The 19,472-nt window shown below is 43.3% G+C and carries 21 protein-coding genes; 13 read left to right on the top strand and 8 right to left on the bottom strand.

Translation table 11 applies throughout. The annotated features are described in order from the left end of the window. The first annotated feature begins 1 nt into the window (after position 1). The 4 genes from atpG (at position 2) to V5298_RS04680 (ending at position 4,143) form a co-directional block, all read left to right on the top strand. A complete protein-coding gene (gene atpG, locus V5298_RS04695) occupies positions 2 to 862 on the top strand; it encodes a F0F1 ATP synthase subunit gamma (protein ID WP_332930317.1) in 861 nt (286 codons plus the stop codon). A gap of 32 nt (positions 863 to 894) precedes the next feature. Further along, positions 895 to 2,277, top strand: a complete 1,383-nt coding sequence (gene atpD, locus V5298_RS04690) for a F0F1 ATP synthase subunit beta (protein ID WP_332930316.1) — start codon at positions 895 to 897, stop codon at positions 2,275 to 2,277. Between the two features lie 65 nt (positions 2,278 to 2,342). After that, entirely contained in the window at positions 2,343 to 2,759 is a 417-nt protein-coding gene (locus tag V5298_RS04685; protein WP_332930315.1) for a F0F1 ATP synthase subunit epsilon, read from the top strand. A 418-nt stretch (positions 2,760 to 3,177) separates the two neighbouring features. Beyond that, positions 3,178 to 4,143, top strand: coding sequence for a hypothetical protein (locus tag V5298_RS04680; protein WP_332930314.1), 966 nt, complete (start codon positions 3,178 to 3,180; stop codon positions 4,141 to 4,143). A 17-nt stretch (positions 4,144 to 4,160) separates the two neighbouring features. Here the strand turns inward: V5298_RS04680 and V5298_RS04675 are convergent, their stop codons facing one another. Continuing rightward, positions 4,161 to 4,736 (bottom strand): tRNA-uridine aminocarboxypropyltransferase, encoded by a 576-nt coding sequence (locus tag V5298_RS04675; protein WP_332930356.1) that lies wholly within the window; start codon positions 4,734 to 4,736, stop codon positions 4,161 to 4,163. A gap of 29 nt (positions 4,737 to 4,765) precedes the next feature. Between V5298_RS04675 and V5298_RS04670 the strand changes: the two genes are divergently transcribed. The 3 genes from V5298_RS04670 to V5298_RS04660 all read left to right on the top strand — a co-directional run bounded on the left by V5298_RS04670 (position 4,766) and on the right by V5298_RS04660 (position 7,274). Beyond that, positions 4,766 to 5,110: an MGMT family protein gene (locus V5298_RS04670; RefSeq protein ID WP_332930313.1), complete on the top strand. Its 345-nt coding sequence runs from the start codon at positions 4,766 to 4,768 to the stop codon at positions 5,108 to 5,110. Positions 5,111 to 5,223: 113 nt separating this feature from the next. Next, the gene (locus tag V5298_RS04665) at positions 5,224 to 6,426 is read left to right on the top strand and encodes an HD-GYP domain-containing protein (protein WP_332930312.1); all 1,203 of its coding nucleotides are present in this window, start codon (positions 5,224 to 5,226) and stop codon (positions 6,424 to 6,426) included. 200 nt (positions 6,427 to 6,626) lie between these two features. Beyond that, positions 6,627 to 7,274, top strand: coding sequence for an OmpA family protein (locus V5298_RS04660; RefSeq protein WP_416351147.1), 648 nt, complete (start codon positions 6,627 to 6,629; stop codon positions 7,272 to 7,274). Positions 7,275 to 7,278: 4 nt separating this feature from the next. On the opposite strand, the gene V5298_RS04655 is transcribed toward V5298_RS04660, so the two are convergent. Both V5298_RS04655 and V5298_RS04650 read right to left on the bottom strand, forming a co-directional pair. Further along, positions 7,279 to 7,752 (bottom strand): nuclear transport factor 2 family protein, encoded by a 474-nt coding sequence (locus V5298_RS04655; RefSeq protein WP_332930310.1) that lies wholly within the window; start codon positions 7,750 to 7,752, stop codon positions 7,279 to 7,281. Positions 7,753 to 7,797: 45 nt separating this feature from the next. Next, complete coding sequence (locus V5298_RS04650; protein WP_332930309.1) at positions 7,798 to 8,937, bottom strand: MFS transporter; 1,140 nt, start codon at positions 8,935 to 8,937, stop codon at positions 7,798 to 7,800. A gap of 100 nt (positions 8,938 to 9,037) precedes the next feature. Here V5298_RS04650 and V5298_RS04645 point away from each other — a divergent pair, with 100 nt between their 5' ends. Beyond that, positions 9,038 to 9,964: a LysR substrate-binding domain-containing protein gene (locus V5298_RS04645; RefSeq protein ID WP_332930308.1), complete on the top strand. Its 927-nt coding sequence runs from the start codon at positions 9,038 to 9,040 to the stop codon at positions 9,962 to 9,964. Positions 9,965 to 10,034: 70 nt separating this feature from the next. Here V5298_RS04645 and V5298_RS04640 read toward each other — a convergent pair whose 3' ends face one another. The 4 genes from V5298_RS04640 to V5298_RS04625 all read right to left on the bottom strand — a co-directional run bounded on the left by V5298_RS04640 (position 10,035) and on the right by V5298_RS04625 (position 12,925). Next, positions 10,035 to 11,126, bottom strand: coding sequence for an ADP-ribosylglycohydrolase family protein (locus tag V5298_RS04640; protein ID WP_332930307.1), 1,092 nt, complete (start codon positions 11,124 to 11,126; stop codon positions 10,035 to 10,037). Between the two features lie 220 nt (positions 11,127 to 11,346). Next, entirely contained in the window at positions 11,347 to 12,096 is a 750-nt protein-coding gene (locus V5298_RS04635) for a glucose 1-dehydrogenase (protein ID WP_332930306.1), read from the bottom strand. Between the two features lie 515 nt (positions 12,097 to 12,611). Next, positions 12,612 to 12,743, bottom strand: coding sequence for a class IIb bacteriocin, lactobin A/cerein 7B family (locus tag V5298_RS04630; protein ID WP_332930305.1), 132 nt, complete (start codon positions 12,741 to 12,743; stop codon positions 12,612 to 12,614). Between the two features lie 14 nt (positions 12,744 to 12,757). After that, the gene (locus V5298_RS04625) at positions 12,758 to 12,925 is read right to left on the bottom strand and encodes a class IIb bacteriocin, lactobin A/cerein 7B family (protein ID WP_332930304.1); all 168 of its coding nucleotides are present in this window, start codon (positions 12,923 to 12,925) and stop codon (positions 12,758 to 12,760) included. A 710-nt stretch (positions 12,926 to 13,635) separates the two neighbouring features. On the opposite strand from V5298_RS04625, the gene V5298_RS04620 reads away from it, so the two are divergent. From V5298_RS04620 to V5298_RS04615, 3 genes are all read left to right on the top strand, one after another. After that, the gene (locus tag V5298_RS04620; RefSeq protein WP_332930303.1) at positions 13,636 to 15,297 is read left to right on the top strand and encodes an electron transfer flavoprotein-ubiquinone oxidoreductase; all 1,662 of its coding nucleotides are present in this window, start codon (positions 13,636 to 13,638) and stop codon (positions 15,295 to 15,297) included. A 234-nt stretch (positions 15,298 to 15,531) separates the two neighbouring features. After that, the gene (locus V5298_RS21020) at positions 15,532 to 15,648 is read left to right on the top strand and encodes an ATP-binding protein (protein WP_416351146.1); all 117 of its coding nucleotides are present in this window, start codon (positions 15,532 to 15,534) and stop codon (positions 15,646 to 15,648) included. Then, the gene (locus tag V5298_RS04615) at positions 15,599 to 15,865 is read left to right on the top strand and encodes an ATP-binding protein (RefSeq protein WP_416351145.1); all 267 of its coding nucleotides are present in this window, start codon (positions 15,599 to 15,601) and stop codon (positions 15,863 to 15,865) included. Before V5298_RS21020 ends, V5298_RS04615 begins: the two co-directional genes overlap by 50 nt. A gap of 139 nt (positions 15,866 to 16,004) precedes the next feature. Here V5298_RS04615 and V5298_RS04610 read toward each other — a convergent pair whose 3' ends face one another. Continuing rightward, positions 16,005 to 16,784 carry a FadR/GntR family transcriptional regulator gene (locus V5298_RS04610; RefSeq protein ID WP_332930301.1) on the bottom strand — a complete coding sequence of 260 codons (780 nt, stop codon included), beginning with the start codon at positions 16,782 to 16,784 and terminating at the stop codon, positions 16,005 to 16,007. 877 nt (positions 16,785 to 17,661) lie between these two features. Here V5298_RS04610 and V5298_RS04605 point away from each other — a divergent pair. After that, positions 17,662 to 17,967 carry a helix-turn-helix domain-containing protein gene (locus V5298_RS04605; RefSeq protein WP_075607775.1) on the top strand — a complete coding sequence of 102 codons (306 nt, stop codon included), beginning with the start codon at positions 17,662 to 17,664 and terminating at the stop codon, positions 17,965 to 17,967. Then, positions 17,964 to 19,214, top strand: a complete 1,251-nt coding sequence (locus tag V5298_RS04600) for a type II toxin-antitoxin system HipA family toxin (RefSeq protein WP_332930300.1) — start codon at positions 17,964 to 17,966, stop codon at positions 19,212 to 19,214. The genes V5298_RS04605 and V5298_RS04600 overlap by 4 nt, the downstream gene beginning before the upstream one ends. Positions 19,215 to 19,472 lie beyond the last annotated feature (258 nt).

The following is a 19,472-nucleotide window of genomic DNA, read 5'->3' as shown; positions in this document are numbered from 1 at the left end:
CATGGCCAGCGGTAAAGAGATTAAAGGTAAAATTGGGAGTATTAAAAATACTCAAAAGATTACCAGTGCGATGGAAATGGTTGCTGCGTCGAAAATGAAAAAGGCGCAGGAACGTATGGCTCATGGCCGTCCATACGCGCAAAGCATGCTTAAAGTGATTGGTCACATTGCTAACGGTAACCTGGAATATCGTCATCCTTATTTAGAAGAGCGTGAGATAAAACGGGTTGGCTTTATTGTGATATCTACTGACCGCGGATTATGCGGCGGTTTGAACACCAATGAGTTCAAACTGGTTACCCAAAAAGCGAAAGAACTAAGCGAACAGGGTGTCGAAGTAGATTTTGCAGCATTAGGTTCGAAGGCTTGTGCATTCTTTAACCGGTTTGGGGGCAAGTTACTTGCTGCTGAAACAGGGTTAGGTGATGCGCCTTCAGTAAGTGATGTGGTAGGCGTAGTTCGCGTGATGTTACGCGCCTACGACGAAGGACAGTTGGACAGAATTTATCTGGTTTACAACAACTTCGTTAATACCATGTCGCAAACGCCTGTGATGAATCAATTATTGCCTTTGCCTAAGTCAGAAGACGAGACATTAAAGCATCGTTGGGATTATATATACGAGCCCGATCCAAGAGAAATCTTAGAGTCGTTAATGGTGCGTTATATTGAGTCTCAGGTATACCAAGGTGTTGTGGAAAATGCAGCATCGGAGCAGGCAGCACGTATGGTTGCAATGAAAGCGGCAACCGATAACGCCGGCAACCTTATCGATGAACTGCAATTGGTGTACAACAAAGCGCGTCAGGCTGCAATCACACAAGAAATTAGTGAGATTGTTAGCGGTGCCGCAGCGGTGTAGCAAAGGTTTAGAAGAGATAACGAGGACAAATTATGAGTCAAGGTAAGGTCGTCCAAATCATTGGCGCCGTTGTGGACATCGAGTTTCCACAAGATGCGGTACCAAGAATATATGACGCGCTGAAAGTGACCGAAGGTGACTTATCTGGGTTAACCCTGGAAGTGCAACAACAATTAGGTGGCGGCGTTGTTCGTGCCATCGCGATGGGTACCACTGACGGTTTACGTCGTAATACTGCAGCAGAAAATACAGGCGCGCCTATTATGGTGCCAGTGGGTACATCCACACTGGGTCGTATTATGGACGTGTTGGGTAACCCTATTGATGAAGCGGGTCCGATTGGTGAAGAAGAGCGTATGTCTATTCACCGTGAAGCGCCTAGCTATGAAGATCAGTCCAGCTCTGTTGAACTGCTCGAAACAGGTATTAAGGTTATCGACCTGGTTTGCCCATTCGCTAAGGGTGGTAAAGTGGGTCTGTTCGGTGGTGCCGGTGTTGGTAAAACCGTAAACATGATGGAGCTTATCCGTAACATCGCTATCGAACACAGTGGTTTCTCTGTATTCGCTGGTGTGGGTGAGCGTACTCGTGAAGGTAATGACTTCTATCACGAAATGAACGAATCTAACGTACTGGATAAAGTATCGTTGGTTTACGGTCAGATGAATGAGCCGCCTGGAAACCGTTTGCGCGTAGCGTTAACGGGCCTGACAATGGCTGAGAAATTCCGTGATGAAGGTCGAGATGTACTGTTCTTCGTTGATAACATTTATCGTTATACCCTAGCAGGAACGGAAGTATCAGCCTTGTTAGGTCGTATGCCTTCTGCGGTAGGTTACCAGCCTACATTGGCTGAAGAGATGGGTGTATTGCAAGAACGTATTACCTCCACGAAGACAGGTTCAATTACATCTATTCAAGCGGTATACGTACCAGCCGATGACTTGACTGACCCGTCTCCGGCAACCACCTTTGCTCACTTAGATGCAACGGTTGTATTGTCTCGTGACATTGCGTCTTTGGGTATCTATCCTGCGGTTGACCCACTGGATTCCACCTCTCGTCAGTTGGATCCTTTGGTCATCGGTCAAGAGCATTATGATGTTGCCCGTGGCGTACAAACGGTACTGCAACGTTATAAAGAACTGAAAGACATTATCGCAATCCTGGGTATGGATGAGCTGTCTGAAGAAGACAAGCAAGTCGTTTCACGTGCTCGTAAGATTCAGCGCTTCTTGTCTCAACCTTTCTTCGTAGCAGAGGTATTTACCGGTTCGCCTGGTAAATATGTTTCTCTGAAAGACACGATCAGTGGCTTTAAAGGCATTTTGGACGGTGAGTATGATCACCTGCCAGAACAGGCTTTCTACATGGTTGGTTCTATCGACGAAGCCTTGGAAAAAGCCAAGAAATAAGAATGAGGTTGGGCAGAGTCGCCTCTGCCTCAACCCTGTTCACGTTCCTTACTGAGGAGGTTTAAATGGCAGCTATGACAGTTCATCTGGATGTGGTAAGCGCAGAAAAAGAGATATTCTCTGGTCTGGTTGAAGCATTACAGGTAACAGGAAGTGAAGGTGAACTGGGTATCTATCCAGGTCACGCGCCACTGATCACTGCAATTAAACCTGGTATGGTGCGTTTGGTTAAGCAGCACGGTGAAGAAGAGATGATTTATGTTGCCGGTGGGGTGTTAGAAGTCCAACCCGGTACCGTCACTGTTCTTGCTGACACGGCTGTTCGAGCCGAAGATTTGGACGAACAATCAGCAGTTGAAGCGAAACGTCGTGCTGAAGAGCACATCGCCAATCCAGGCGCTGATTTTAATTATGCAGAAGCAGCACAAGAGTTGGCAGAAGCCATCGCGCAGTTGCGGCTTATTCAGAAGTTGCGTAAGTAATCAATCAGCAATGCAAAAAACCGGCTTTATGCCGGTTTTTTTGTGTGCTGAGCAATCACCCACCGATCACGCAACATGCGCTCTTGGCGTTCCCCATGACACAGATCCACCGACTATCAAATCTAAACCACCCAAATCTAGGTACCTTTATTAGCCGCTAAAAAGCGACGCTATTTACGACTATTAATCATATTGAAAGATACTCTATGGCTCTGCTTTAAAGTTATACGAAACGGGCTTCTTTTAGCGTGAAAAATAATCAATTAGATTGAAATGTGATGATTTTTAGCGCAATTATTAAATTATAGCTGGTACTGTTGAAATGTAAGTTATTCTCATTACACTAGCGTAAAAATACTAATAAGATGGACTAACAATAAGGTACGATGGATCTTGCTGTTAGCTGGATGAAAGCACTATGACTTTTCGCTATCCGACTACCCATTCTTCCCCTTTTTTTGGGGTGCCTTTACTGTATTTATCAGTCTGTTTCTTGGTTAATTACTTCACCGGTGTCCTTGATTATGAATCGATTACAGGACAAAGAAGTCAGCGCGACTTTAATACTGCTATCGGTTTACCTCTGTTTACGACATTTTTCTGGATCACCCTTAGGGTTCAGCAACAACATGTTGCCCGCATCATTATGCGTTATCTGACGGATAACAACGTACTGAGTCATTTTTCAATGCATCGTAGGCGATTAGCAGAAAAGCTGATTGTTCATACCTACGTTGCTGCTATAGCCGGTATTTTCGTTACGCTGGTATATATCATTAGTGAAGATCTTCTTGTGAGTGGGTTGTCTGTTAAAATGGCGGCATTGTATGTGATGGCGTTTTCCTTTTGGTTTTTCTTTTGGCTGTTTATGTTTCAATCCCTATCGACTACTCATTATCTTATCAGTCATTTTACTCGGCCTAGGGCGACAACAAGCCGGGAACTGGTTGGAATTAGACGAGTGCTGATACTGGCTACCGAAAATATCTTGTTTGTGCTGGCAGCCATGGCAATTTCCCCCGTTTTTTGGTTCAACATATCTGTGCCCGCCATTGATGCTTGTACGCTAACTTTTTTTGCCAGCGTTATGTTAATTTACCTTGCTTATCCAGTGTTTAAATTGCACAGAGCCATACGTAAACGAAAAGAAGAGATATTAAACTCCCTAATAGATGCGTTGCGATTTAAGTATGGCACATGCAGTGATGCTCATGGGGCGAAAAGACTCGAAATTACCGAATTAGAACGGGAAATCGAAGCGGTGGAAGCGGTTACCCCTACCTATTGGGGCTCATTTCAGTTCAGTAAGGTTATGGGCGTGATCTTGCTTGTTCCTGGCTCTTGGTTACTCATCCATCATCTCCAACTGTTAGTATTTCACTAATTCAAGGGCTCCGTTATTTACCTGCGCTGATGATTTGCTGGGCCCTGCCACTGTAATTGCATTGCATCTTGCAAATTGTATAAGGGCCTAACATCGCACCTGTCTGTATGGGACAGGGTGTAAGCGACGGCTTCCAAGGTCGATAAGCTGTTATCGCGCTGGGTGTGACGAATGGTATAAGTGCTATTAGGCGGCGCTGAAAAATGGTATTGGGGCAATAGGTGTAATTGCTTATGCCGACACCAAAGCCCATAGGCTTGACGCCAACTCCCATCAAACAGAATAAGCAGATCATGGGGCGTGTTGTTGTTCATCTGCTCTAATGGCGAGCTAGTTGGTGAAGGGTAAATTATTGCTGGATAATTTGCTAGGTTAAGGTAATGAGTTAATTGTGTTTTAAAGTCATCCTGGTTTTCAATAAGTACCACAAGATTCTGTAGCGAAAGTTTAAGTAACCGTACGGTGTTTTTCGCATGATGTACTTCTTTAGGATGTTGTATAACGAGTACTTTTACTGATGATTGGATTGGCTGTATTGCAAAGCAGAGGCAGGTACTAGCGGGGAAATGACATTGTTTGCAATATTGTCGCATGGGGCCTTTAACTGTGGTGATCACTAAATATGTCTGTACCTGATAGCATAACAAAAATTCTCTCAGTGGCGATGATTATACCTGTAGGTCGGGTTGCCACTTATGGTCAGATTGCCGATTTGGCCGGGCTACCAGGTAGAGCACGGTTAGTGAGTAAAGCTTTAAAAAAAGCGGATCATGATATGTCTATTCCATGGCATCGCATATTGCGTTCAGATGGCAAAATTGCCTTTGCGGCAAATTCCGAGCAAGCACAAGAACAAAAGCAGCGTTTACTGAGTGAAGGTGTGGCGATATCTGGTTACCGTATTACACTTAAACAATACCAGTGGCAACCCGAACTCCACGATTTACTCCATCGATTAAAATATTAAGTGGTTTGACGTATACAAACTATAATTATCGTATATTAGTTATACCTAAATTATTTCTAAAACACGTATAATTAATAAAGGATAAGTACTCGGTATCATCAGGGACAAACGAAGTGGCAGAAAGCGATCTAAAAATTATATCTATTGGTGACTTAAAGCCTGGTATGTATGTGAATCAGATTGCCAAGCAATCGGGCAAAATTAAGATAAAATCACAAGGAAGAGTTACCAGCCAATCTATTGTAACTGCATTGCGTAAGCGTGGCGTTCTTAAAGTTGTGATCGATTTGTCCAAACAATTTACGCCTGATGAAGAAAAAGAAACGGTTTCGCTACCTGAAAGTGAAGGGGTAAAAAGCAAAGCTAAGAAACCCAGAGTAAACTTTAGTATTGAACTTGATCGGGCTGAAACTCTTTATCATCAAGGTAAAAAGATCCAAAAAGAGCTGCTTGAGGCGGTTGAACAAGGGTTGCCGTTTGATGATCGGATCCCAAAAACCTTTTCCCACAGTTTAGTGGAGTCTGTGGATAGAAACCCCGATGCCCTGCTCTGTCTTACGCGCATTCGGGAAAAAGACGATTACCTTTTAGAGCATTCATTAAACGTGGCCATTATTTCTGCCAATTTTGCCCGTTACATCGGTATGGATGAAGAGTATGTACAAGGGCTAGCCATATCTGGTTTTTTGCATGATTTGGGGAAAATCCGCATTCCTGATGAAATACTGCACAAGCCAGGTCGACTTGATGACGATGAAATGGCAGTGATGAAAAAGCATGTTGAATATGGCGTAGAAGCGCTACGAGAAGTCGAACTTAGTCCAGAGCTAATAAGAACCGTCAGTGAGCATCACGAGCGATTAGATGGCTTAGGGTATCCTGCCGGAACAAAAGGCAAAGATATCAGTAAAGCGGGACGTATGCTTGCCATTGCAGATATGTATGATGCCCTTACCGCAGATCGTTGCTACAAAGCCGGTATGCCGAGTCAGCGGGCGTTCTCTATACTCATTAATGAGTCGCCGCACAAACTGGATAAAGAATTAGTACAACAATTTATTAAATGTATGGGGATTTATCCTGTAGGCAGTCTGGTTAAATTATCTAATGAGCGTCTGGCCATGGTTGTTACTCACACGGATTCTCCATTATGCCCCATCGTTAAGGTCTTTTACTCGTTGACCGGTAATCATTATTTGCCACCAAAGGATATTAACCTGTCTCAGGATAATCGGATAAAAATAGAAAAAGCCGTGAAAGCCAGTGACTATAAAATAGATTTCAATCAATTCTTTAAGCAAAGTATCTCTACCTAGACTGTCGCAATAAAGCCACATCCACCAATGTTTACATCTCTAATATGCACCTTATCTTTTTTAGGGGTTCACAGGGAGCTTTGTATAGCTCCATTCAGCTTATATTCATAAGGGTTTTAATAACTTATTCGTTAGTGTAAAGGGTGGAACAACAATTGCTGTTTACTCTAATTAATTTGTATTTATGCTATGAGGCAATGATGAAAAAATTATTTACCGTAGGGGCATTAGCCGTTGCGTTGAGCACAGCGGGCTGTGCCAGTGATCCATCAAATACCCAGAAGGGAGCTGCCATTGGCGCTGTTGTGGGCGCGTTGTTAGGTAAAGCCACCGGCGACAATGATAAAAGCCGCTACGCATGGGGGGCGGCTGTGGGTGCCATTGCCGGCGGCGCCATCGGCAATTATATGGACCGACAGGAAGAAGAGCTGCGAGAGCAATTATCCGATACCGGTGTACAGGTTGTCAGAGAAGGCGATAATTTACGGTTGATCATGCCCGGTGATATTACCTTTGCCACAGATAGCGCGGCAATTAGCCCTAATTTCAATCCTGTGCTTGGGGATGTGGCGACTATTGTTAATCAGTACGAGAAAACCGTTTTGCTCATTGAAGGGCATACTGACGATACCGGTTCGGCAGCCTATAATCAGGCATTATCAGAGCGGCGTGCCCAGTCGGTAAGAAATCTGATGATTTCCTTTAATGTGAATCCGACCCGGATCACCACCGTGGGATTAGGCGAGTATCAACCAAAAGTGCCAAACACCTCGGCGGGAAATCGCCAGATTAACCGACGTGTTGAGTTAAAAATTCAGCCCCTAACCCAGTCTAATACAGGGTATTAAGCCATCATTGGCTTTGTTGCTGTTGAAAGGCTTTAATTTCGTCAGTGAGTTTTTTCGCAATGGGGTTAGGTATGGGAAAAGTAAGATGGTATTGAACAATTTTCCATTCGCCATTTTGCTTTTCCAACACCCCAGTCCCCCGGGATTGGCCATAGCTTTCGCTATTTAAAAGCTCATCAAACCAGGCCACCTCTCCCGTTTCTGAATAATAAACATGACGTTTTGTAGGGTGATACACCCAGCCTTTTCCGGCGGCAAAAATGGGTCTGGCGTAGTCTTTAAAGGCGTCTACCGTCCACACTTCTGACGCATCGGTACCAATAAATACCCCGTTCTCAGCAAAGGTATTAAAATACCCTTCGTAATTTGCGTCAGCTGCTGCCTGATGAAGTTGATCTAAGACGGTTTCAGGTGACGCGCTAGCCGGAGTAAAATGAAACAGACACCAGCATAGCCCAATTAAAATACCTAACCGCATTGTTCCTTCTCCTTTCATCGATAAAGCGTTGTATTTTAGTGAAATTTATAGGGATCCCTTGGTTGCCGGAATTGGACGTGCCCTAATTACTAAAGCCAGTATACAGAGTACAGAAATAAACGCACAAACATAGAAGATCATACTTTTGGGCAGGTGGATCAATTCCAAAGCGGAAGTGGCAAACTGTCCGGTAAACACCGCGATGGCAAAGCGGGATAAATTGTGACCGCGGTTCGTATCTGAGCTAATTTCTACTGTTGAGTGCGTCAGTAAGGGTGTAGAAAAACCAAAGCCAATCCCCGCGAAAATTGCGCCAGCAATAAATACCGAGGTAAACGTACTGCTCGCGAAAAGCACGTGGGCAATGGCATAGCTAAAAAACGCTAAGATGATGGTAGTGCGTTCGGACGTTTCTGTAACGACACGAGGCATAACCATGGCGGCGAATACTGCTACTAATGAAATAGAAGACAATAAGTAGCCAATTTGCGAACTGCTAAAGCCAAGGGTACTCATATGACCTGGCAGGCTAATGATCAAACTGAAAAATAAAATCATGGCGAAAAAGGTCGTGCTCATAATATGGCGCATCTTTTTACTTGTGTTCTGGCTACGGAGTTTTGTTTTAGGTCGATTAACTTGGGTAGCAGGAATGTACAGCACGCACATAACGGCGCAGATAAAACCTAAACCATAGAGCAAGAACGGACTGTGCCAGGCAAATTCACTTAACAGTCCGCTGACAAAAAGAAAAATAACGCCACCGAATTCAACGGCCATCCCTTGTTTTGCGATCATGCCTAAACGGGCTTTTCCTGTATACCACAGAGAAATCTCTGCAGTGCCGGCCGCCATAATGCCCGCGGCAAAGCCGCCTAGTAAAATGCGATCTAAGGCAATGGGTACGGGGCCATATAACAAGGCGCCGCCTGTCCCGGTAATAAAATACCCGATTAAACAAAGCAGTAAGGTTTTGCGCGAACCCATACGATCTATACATTTACCGAATAAAGGCGCGAAAAGAATGGCGCCTAGTGCGGGTAATGTAATAAGTAGGGGAGCGTACTCTTTTACACCCAGTGCTGTAGCTATACTATACAGACCGGGCGCCAATGAGGTACCAACCATAATGGTAAGAGTTGCGGCAAGTAATAGTGTTAATTCTCCAGTTTTAGATAGTGCCATGATGTTCTCAATGAAAGTGAATATGCACCTATGATACGGGTATGCAATTAATACTTTAAATGATATAAAATGATAGAACTAATCTTCTAGTGGCATAAATGTGAATTTCAAACACTTAAAAACCTTCGTTGCTGTGGCTCGTAGTGGTAATTTTTCTGTGGCGGCAACCCAGTTACATACAGTTCAAAGTGCTGTTAGTCGACACATTACAGCACTAGAAGCAGAACTCGGTGTAGCTTTATTGACGAGAAATACCCGAAATGTGGAGCTTACGGTGCCAGGTGAAGCTTTTTTTAATCATGCAAAAGCCATTTTATCCCATTGCGATACGGCCAAAACCGATACCCAGCTTATTGCTGAAGGTAAAAAAGGCGTGTTGCGTATTGGTTATGTGAGTTCAGCCTGCGCACACTTTTTGCCTCAAATGCTAAGAAGTTTTAGGCAGCACGAACCTAACATCGATATTCAAATTTACGAATTAACCGCCGCTGAACAGTTAAATGCTTTTAATGATAACTTGCTGGATATTGGTTTTTCCCGTCGGGCGGAAGGAAGCAACGAGGGGCGAGTGGAACGAAAACATCTGTGTGATGATCCCATTTTTGCCGTGGTGGCCCAAGAGCATGTTCTTGCGCAAAAGCAATGTGTGGCGCTTAGTGATCTTGCGCCTTACCCTTTAGCCTTATTTGCTAGAGCACACGCTCCTAGCCTTTTCGATACCTTAACCAATGCTTTTTATAAGCAAGGTGTAGAGCCTAATTTACATGACGAACCCATATCTATGCAGGCTTTGTTGACTCACGTCGCGAGCAGTCAAAGTGTGGCATTAGTGCCAGGTTGTGTGCGTAATTTGCAAACCACCCATTGTAAATTTATACCGCTGGCCATACCGCTTCATGTTTCATTGGAAATGCACTGGCTTAAAAGCCCCAGTGCAACGGCTAAAACCTGGTTGCAGTGGTGTGATCTTCAAACAGAACAACTGGCCAATTTAATGAAAGCTTCAGGTTTTTCAGCAGCAAATTAGCCGTCTTTAACGTGCCGACTTTGAAAGCCTAAACCACGGATTAATGGCCGGGATATTTTTTCTCAATCGATCAACTCACCTCAGGATCTGGCGAATCAAGCTCCATATTCCAAGTGGGAAAGTCGAATAAATCTTTGGCCATGTTGGCGATGGTGTCGCTGAATTCAACTTGTTCAATCAGTGATTGATTAAGCCCTTTTACGCCATGAATGGCGCCCCATAAATTTCCTGATATGGCACCGGTAGAATCAGAATCACCATCGTGGGTGACCGAGATGTTCATCAACTGGTTAAAATCCTTGGCAACCAGAGTGCAGTAAAGAGAAATGGCCAGCGCTTCTTCCGCCACCCAGCCTTCACCGAGCTCAGCAATAGCAAGTACGTGCTCACTATCTGTTGTCGATAGGGTCAAGGCCATTTGTATTGCGCTAATGGTTTCATCGGCATCGGGTTTTTGTTGCAACAAAGATAAAGCGCAATGAATGGCCTCTTCCAGTGTGTTGCCCTGTAAAATTTGATAAATGATTGCGGCAAGAGCCCCTGCGGCTAAATAGCCTGTGGGATGACCGTGGGTTAGCTGGGCGGCATCGCTGCCAAGGTGAAAGCAGTCTTCCAGGCTAAATTGGCTTTGTGCACGCCAGCAAAAAAGGCCAATGGGCGCAACCCGCATTACTCCGCCACAGCCTTTGCTGTCATTTAATGCAAATTCGTCAAACTGCCCTGACATGCTCAGCGCATTTAAACAGGTGTTACCCGGGGCACGTTGTTCGTGCAGACCGTGAATTTGCCAAAGTAGGCCATCGTGACATACGGTTAAATATTCCGGTGACGGATGGGACTGGGTTTGCAACCAGCGTTGATAAGCATGGCCAATACTACCTAACCAAGAGGTTGAGTCGTTATGACGTGCGCTAATATAGGCCCGCAGTAAGCCTTCGGCGGTAAAAAGGGTCATTTGCGTGTCGTCGGTGATCGCGCCGGTTTTGCCGTAGGCGGGTAAAAACCGGGTAACGCCTTCTTGACCGTGCTTGGAAAGAATACTTTCCCGCGACATAAACTCTACCGGTGCACCAAAGGCATCACCAATAGCGCCGCCAAGTAGGCAGCCGATGAAATTGTCCCGTTTTTCTTCTTTTGTGGTTGGCGTATTGATGTTTTGCATACTGTCTTGTGACGTTAAAATCCGCTAATAATACAGGAAATGGTGTTTATCACCCTACACACAGCTAATGTAACTTACTTTTTGGTGTTTATCCAAACAGGGGCAAAGGCGGGAAAATAAGGGATTTTATGATTTATAAAATCAGGAGTGAAAGGCGCTTTTAAAAAACTGGGTAGAAAACAGCTAGCCCCCATGAGGATGGGGAGCTAGCTCATTTTCATTATTGCGCAGTGTAAGCACCGTCTGCTGTATATTGGCTGCCAGTGACAAACGAAGCTTCGTCGGACAATAAGAAGCCAACCACCTGAGCCACTTCTTCAGCCTGACCGAGTCGGCCAATGGGGTGAAGAGATTTCAGTGCATTGTAGGTTGGTCTGTCGAGTTTATTCAGGAGCGGGGTATCAATATACCCTGGGTGGACGGAATTAATCCGAATACCCTGCGCTGAATATTCTAAAGCGGCGGTTTTGGTTAATCCGGAAACACCGTGTTTTGCTGCCACATACCCTGCTAAATTGGGCGTACCAACGAGCCCAAGAATAGAGGCAGTATTTACGATGGCGCCACCACCTGTTTTTAACATTGCTGGGATCTGATAACGCAAACCATAAAACACCCCACTTAGGTTAATACTGATGATCTTGTTCCAGTCTTCAATACTTAACTCGCCAGTGGGAACGGTTGCGCCTAGAATTCCCGCATTGTTGAAAGCGAGGCTCAACTTACCAAATTCAGCGCAAGTAAAATCAACGGCTGCCTTGACTTGCTCATGATCTGAGGTATCAGCGGCCTTTACTAACGCGGTACCGCCTGCGTCGTTGATCGATGATGCAACCTTTTCAGCGGCTGTTTGGTTGATATCCGAAATGACGACGGAAGCGCCGCCTTTGGCTAATAATCGAGCAACGGCTTCACCTATACCAGAGCCTGCGCCAGTTACGAGTGCTGTTTTTTCAGAAAAATCATACATAATCAATTCCCTTCCGATGTTAATTAATAAATTTACACACCGGCAAGAATTTCGACTCAGTAACCCTTTTGGGTTAATCGCGAATCGATGTAGATGCCGATTCACTTATATTAGAACTCTCTTATATGTGTATGTAAATGCCAGATGATAATTATTATCAAATAATTGGCTGGATTTTCATTCTGGTTGATCTGTATCAAGGGAGTGTTCGCTGTCCTAAGTGGAGACATACCGGCTTTTTTCAGCAAACTTATAAATGCGATAAAAATGACCTTTTAAAGCCTTAATTTGTTGTTAGTTTGGCAATAACATAGCCTAACACTAAGTTTACTGCGCCGTAATTTACTAACATCATTATTTCACTAAAGGGTTTTTCTATAACAATCAAAGTACCAATAAACACCGCAAGGCCGACTATTCCCAATATAGCGAGTGTAATATAAAAAATTCTCAATCCAGCGTTCCTTTTAATAGAAGGGTATATTCAAAAAATTAAATATACCCTATTTGTAATATTACTTAATTTTCCAGTAACCGGCGCCAACCATAGAGCCAATTAGGCTTATATCTGCAGCAACGACTGCCAATACAAGTGGAATGATGCCGCCGTTGACTTGGACGCATTCATTTGGATTTAATTCGTACATATACTATTCCCTCGCTATTTTTGTGCTGACATAGTGACTAATAACCCATTAAGTGCAGCATCTAAACATATTACTCCGACGATAAGTGGCAAAATACCACCGTTAACGTGTTCGATTTCATTTTTCGTTAATTCACACATTTTTCCTCTCTCTTTTACACGGTTATTTCTTATGTTTTTCATAAAACAGATCTAGAGTGCTTAATCATTGACTCTGGTGAAATTCATAAGCAGGGTAATTGTGAGAGAACGCTATGTTTAATATAACTGCCTAAAAGGATGGAAAAAGAAGAGTTAATTTAAGGAATACACCTATCGTATAAGAGGATTCATCGCCGGTACTGTTGATAACGCATTCCACCGAATCCATGGTTTCAAGCGCGGCGTCGAATGCCGCGTTTGCACCTATTTCGGTAGCGCTGCGCTACTCTGTACAGTGAAATTTAGCGTAAGTAAAACTGCTACGACAATAGCATTATTATCATAATTCAAAGTTTAGCTTAAACTAAGCAAAGGCGATGTTATTAATGACTTTCTAACTCAGGTAAGGCTTAACTCAATCGGAATGCCGTGTGAAGTGTGCCGCGGCAGCAACCAAGTGACCGCGAGTAGCCATCGGTTAACCGTTTCAATTATGCCTTCTTCACGGCAGCGCTTATCGACCACAAATGCCTAATTTTAATTTATCTATTTAATCGGTGGCTAAAAAATTAGTGGCGGTTTACTTTATCGAAAGCCGATGATTTTACCCTAAAATATAGTTAGAGCCATTGCATTGCATTGCATGTACTATTGTATGACAATGATTATTTATTTTGCAAATAACAAATAAGACACAGTAAAACAATTGCTTGAGCTCTTATTGATAAAATTTAAATTTTGGGGGAGATACCATGGAACGTGAAATGATGGAATTTGACGTAGTCATTGTTGGCGGTGGTCCTTCAGGCCTTTCAACTGCTTGTCGTTTAATGCAATTGGCACAGGAAAAACAACAAGAGCTTATGGTATGTGTTGTTGAAAAAGGATCTGAGGTCGGTGCGCATATTCTTTCTGGTGCCGTTTTTGAGCCAAGAGCTTTGAATGAGCTATTTCCTGATTGGAAAGAGAAAGGCGCTCCCTTGAATACACCGGTTACAGGTGATGAAATTTATTATTTTTCAAGTGAAAATAATGCCATTAAGTTACCGAGTTTGTGTGTACCTAAAACGATGCACAATGAAGGCAACTTTATTGCTAGTATGGGTAATATGTGTCGTTGGTTAGCAGAGCAGGCCGAGCAATTAGGTGTTGAAATATTTCCTGGCTTTCCTGCGCAAAGTGTCATCTATAATGACGATGGTAGCGTTGGTGGTATTATCACGGGTGATATGGGCTTAGATGCTGAAGGTAAAGAGAAAGATTCTTACATGCCAGGCATGGAACTACGTGCTAAGTATACGGTTTTCGCTGAAGGGTGTCGTGGACACCTGGGTAAAGAGTTAATTTCAAAATTCAATTTAGATGCTGATGTGTCTCCTCAACATTATGCGATAGGCTTTAAAGAAATTTGGGACATTGCTCCTGAGAAACATCAAGAGGGTTTAGTTGTTCACTCTGCAGGTTGGCCTTTAAATGATGATACTGGCGGCGGTGGATATTTATATCATGCAGAGAATAATCAGGTTTTTGTTGGCTTAATTATTGATTTAAGCTACTCAAATCCACATTTAAGCCCATTTGAAGAATTTCAACGTTATAAACACCATCCTAAAATTAGCCAATACCTTGAAGGGGGAAAGCGAGTTTCTTATGGTGCACGAGCTATATCCAAAGGCGGATTTAATTCATTACCTAAATTGACTATGCCAGGTGCATTAATGGTTGGTTGCGAAGCTGGCACAATGAACTTCGCTAAAATAAAAGGAAACCACACTGCAATGAAATCAGGGATGTTGGCAGCTGAAGCAATTATAGAAGCACTGATTGAAAATGACATTGTGAGTGAAGAAGGTAAACAAGATTTAACCTCATATACCCAAAAATTTAAAAATTCATGGCTATATCAAGAGTTATATAATTCACGTAATTTTGGTCCAGTCATGCACAAGTTTGGTACATTCTTTGGCGGTGTTTATAACACAATAGATCAAACCTTTTTGGGTGGTAAATTACCATTCAATTTTAAAGATGATAAGCCTGATTTTAGCCAATTAAAATTAGCAAGTGATGCGCCAAAGATTCATTATTCTAAGCCAGATAACAAGCTAAGTTTTGATAAGCTTTCTTCAGTCTTTTTATCAAATACTAACCATGAAGAAGACCAACCTTGCCACTTAAAGCTTGGTGATAGTCGTATTCCTATTAGCGTTAATTTAGCGAAATTTAATGAACCCGCCCAACGCTATTGTCCTGCCGGTGTTTATGAAGTAGAAAAAACGGAGGAAGGTGATAAGTTTGTTATTAATTCTCAAAATTGCATCCACTGTAAAACCTGCGATATTAAAGATCCAAGTCAAAATATTACATGGGTAACACCAGAAGGAACCGGTGGCCCGAATTATCCTAATATGTAAATAGCAAAAAGGTGCGGCTATTTGAAAAAAGAAATGACAGAGAGTCATTTTATGGTTTCACCCATGAGAAGGTGGCATCCGATTGGTTTGGCCCTACTTAATCGTCGTCAGGGTACCTAGCTCAGAAAATTTATTAAGGTTATCGGCAGTGATTTTTTGTAGATTGAATTTTAAAACCTTGCTTTAAGCAGCAGACGACTGACCTTTCCCCCAAAATAACATCATGCCCGTAATATTGTCGTCACAGGCGCAACAGGGTGCGGTAAAACCTACTTCGCATGTGCATTTGCCAGACAAGCCTGTGAACCGCATTACACAAGGCGATATTACCGGCTTGGTCAACATCCTTGAAGAGCTGAATATCGGCCACGCCGATGGTAGCTACCGACAACAGCTAGCAAAACTTGCCAAGAAAAAGCTGCTCATCCTGAACGATTGGGGGATGGATAAACTGAGTGCAAAACAGGCTAGGACGCTTACGCCAAACGGTTGCCAATCAATTAGCGAGTCGCAACTGTTTGTCCAAATGAGGAATAATATATTTCAAGTTTCTAGCATTCGTAATTAAGAATAATGGCTGTGAAGCATAAATAAGCTAGATAATAAATTGTTTATAACAAGTTTGGCTGCCCTGGTCTAAGGAATCCTCCTTAGACCAGTTGAAATGATAAAATGCGGACTGTTACCAAGCTAGCTATAGCACTAATTTACTCGTCGTGATTTCGTTCATATTTAGATATTTCCATCTCAAGGTCCACCTCTCTAATCGGCTCATCAAGGGAAATTCCTGACTTCTCACAGCCAACAAGGAAGTCGCGATAGTGTTTTGCCATCCATTCTTCGGCAACCTCTGAATTTCCTTCTTTTAAAGCATTGAATATTTTAGTGTGGGCCTCAAGCAGTCGTTTACCTGCTCCTATTTTTGATATTACGCGTCCATAGGCGGGCAATAAAAAATCGCTAACTGGTTCTCGCGCCAACAACACAGCCTTGTTCCCAGTAGCCTCAGCAACTAAGTCGTGAAATTCAATATCAGCTTTTACCAGTTCTAGGGGGTTATCGAGTGCAGCAGCAGTTCTTTCCAAGTTAATTTTGATTTTTTGTAACTGTTCTTTAGTAATTCGTTTGGCCGCAAGCCCTGCTCCTACAGGTTCAATCATCAAATTAACTTCGCACAGTTCGCGGTATGTTATCCCATGAAGTACAATAGCTTGTTGCATCGCAACAGAAGAAATACTTGGACTGGGTGCCGTTACCATCATTCTTCTTCGCGGTCCTCTCACCACTAAACCTGAACTCTCCAGCTTACGCAATGCTTCGCGCACTGTTGGGCGTGTAACACCTAATTGCTCTGCGAGGTCATGTTCCACGGGAAGTAAATCACCGGGGGCTAATGACCCATCCATGATTTTTTCCCGCAACGCTTCTTCTGCCATTTGATATGCAGTTGCTCGTTTAAGTGAAGTAAGCTTTTCGTTTTTAATCACCTATAACTTTCTCCTGAATGGGTGTAGCACCTTTGTAGGCCACTGATTATGAGCCTACCCTAGCTACTGTAGCTTAAAATTGTTGTTATGGGATAACGTAAATAGCATAACCTGCTTTACAACATCGACTTGATGAAAAAACACCCTAATAAAAGTCGGCGTTTAACCGAGTTCGGACATACTTGTTAACAATGCAGGAACAAGGTTCTGGCGTTATCATCAATATTGCAAGGATCTCTGGACTTGTAGTGGTCAACGAACTCCGGACTGCAAAATAGGTTGGCTTTCCGCTTTTGTTGGAGAGCGCCCGTTATTGAACGTGAGGCCTGGTGTCTGTAGGGCGCTGAGAATCTCTAAAGGTATAGTTGTGCTCATCTTTTTCCTTCCTAACTTAATTGATATGGATGTGAAAAATATAAACTCATAGACATTGTCATTACTAACCCCTGGCTCAATATTTTCTACGGTTACAAGGTCACCATGGGCTCACCACAAAAAGTAGTATTGTATTACAACATTACAAATATTAAATTGATTTAGTTTGCCAAATATGCCCTTGGTTAACTGAGTAGAAGAAACGCTTTTGTCCACCATCTATACTCAAGTTTTGATAAACGTTCTTAAAGGTGAGATGAAAAGCGTATCAATAAGTTCGCGTTTCAGCTCTAGAGCAAAGTCAATTGGTATTCAGGGATCCACATCTTCGCCTTGGCCAACGGGCAAGACAAACTTAAAAGTAGGATATAAATCCAATTATATTGATTAAAATGGGAATATACTCCCACATTTAATTTATTGGCGTTGCTTAGACTTAAAAGCTGGACTATATTCCCAGTAATGATTAAATAATGGGAATATAGTCCCTTTGGTTGGTGGTATGGCTAAGCGTGACTTACACAATGTATTGTTTCCAAAGCAGCGCAAAATCCTGGCGCAGTTTGGTGAAGACTTGCTGTTGGCGATGAAAAGACGTGGTTTTACCAAAAAGCTGCTGTGTGAACGTACTGGTTTTGACCATAAAACCGTGAACAAAGTCTTCGCAGGTGATCCGGGCGTTGCCATAGGCACTTACTTAAAGGTGATGGCCGTTCTTGGCATGGAAAGCAACTTTGCAGAAATGGCCGCTCATGATGAAGTGGGTATCAAGCTGCAAAACATAAAATTGCTGGAAGGTTCAAGATGAGCCGTGAAATCGTCGAAGTCTATGCCGACTGGCAGCCAATTGAGGCGCCTTTGCTAATAGGACAGCTGACTTACAGCGATTCAAGCCGAGGTGGCGTGTTTAGTTTTGCCTACGATAAAGCATTTTTAACTTCAGCCTATCGTTTACAAATTGATCCTATCCTGACCCTCCACTCCGGTGAACTCTACAACGATGAAGCCAATAAAAACTTTCGTGCATTTCTTGATTCATCGCCTGATAGATGGGGGCGTATTTTAATGCAGCGGCGTGCGGCCATTGAAGCGCGCAAAGGCATTCGAGCAACAAGTCGATTAAACGAGCTAGATTACCTGCTGGGCGTACACGACTCTTACCGGATGGGCGGTATTCGATTTAAGCGAGCAGGCTCGAATGCTTTTTTGGACGACAATTCTGAATTTGCTGCGCCGCCAATGGCTTCTCTGCGAGAGCTAGAGCACGCAGCCATGCAGATTGAAAAAGACGATAACATCGACAGTGACGAGTATTATCGCTGGTTGAAAATGCTGATTTCTCCAGGCTCATCATTAGGCGGTGCAAGGCCCAAGGCTTGTGTGACAGACGAACAAGGCCACTTGTGGATTGCCAAGTTTCCCAATTTAAATGATACCCATGACGTGGGGGCGTGGGAGATGGTCTGTTATGAATTGGCCTTGGCGGCAGGTGTTGACATGTTTCCAAGTGAGATTAGACGGTTTTCCTCTGGGCATCATACCTTTTTAACCAAACGGTTTGACCGCGACGGCGATCAGCGGCTGCATTTTTCATCGGCCATGACACAGCTACAATACTATGATGGTGAACAATCTCAAGGTGCCAGCTACTTAGAAATTGCTGAATTTATTTCCAATTCTGGTGCACAAACCGAAGCTGATTTAGCACAGCTATGGCGTCGTATTGTGTTTAATATTGCGGTATCCAACACGGATGATCACCTACGTAACCATGGGTTTTTATTAACAAAGAATGGTTGGAAGTTATCACCCGCTTATGATTTAAACCCGATAGTGGGCAAGCATGGCCTGCATCTGAATATTACCGATGCAGACAACGCTTTAGACTACCAGCTAGCCTTTGATGTGAAAGACTTCTTCCGACTTTCGCAAACCCAAGCCACGCAAATTTACGACGAAGTATTAAATGCGGTGAAGCAATGGCAAACCGTTGCTAAGCGGCTAGGGATCAGCCGCGCCGAGCAAGCAATGACACAATCGGCGTTTAACGTCTAATGAGACAGTGAAACTATCTTTTCATTTTTCAGCAGATAAAGAAGTTATAGTTTCACTTTTATTCCTTTCGTCATTTGTTCCACCTAGCTCAGGACTGAGGGAATATTTTGAACCTCAAAAAGCATTGATACTATTACTGTCTTTTGCCATTAACGTAATCGACCGTGGGTGTACAAGTAATTTTTCCTTTCCTGAATCTATTTCTTGCAACATACCAATATTCACTAACTGCTGTTTAAAACTGACTTCTCCCCCCGA

The sequence above is a fragment of the Alteromonas sp. 14N.309.X.WAT.G.H12 genome, from assembly GCF_036697315.1.
Lineage (GTDB): Bacteria > Pseudomonadota > Gammaproteobacteria > Enterobacterales > Alteromonadaceae > Alteromonas.
The sequence above is the reverse complement of the archived record's forward strand: the minus strand, read 5'-3'. Positions and strand labels throughout refer to the sequence as shown.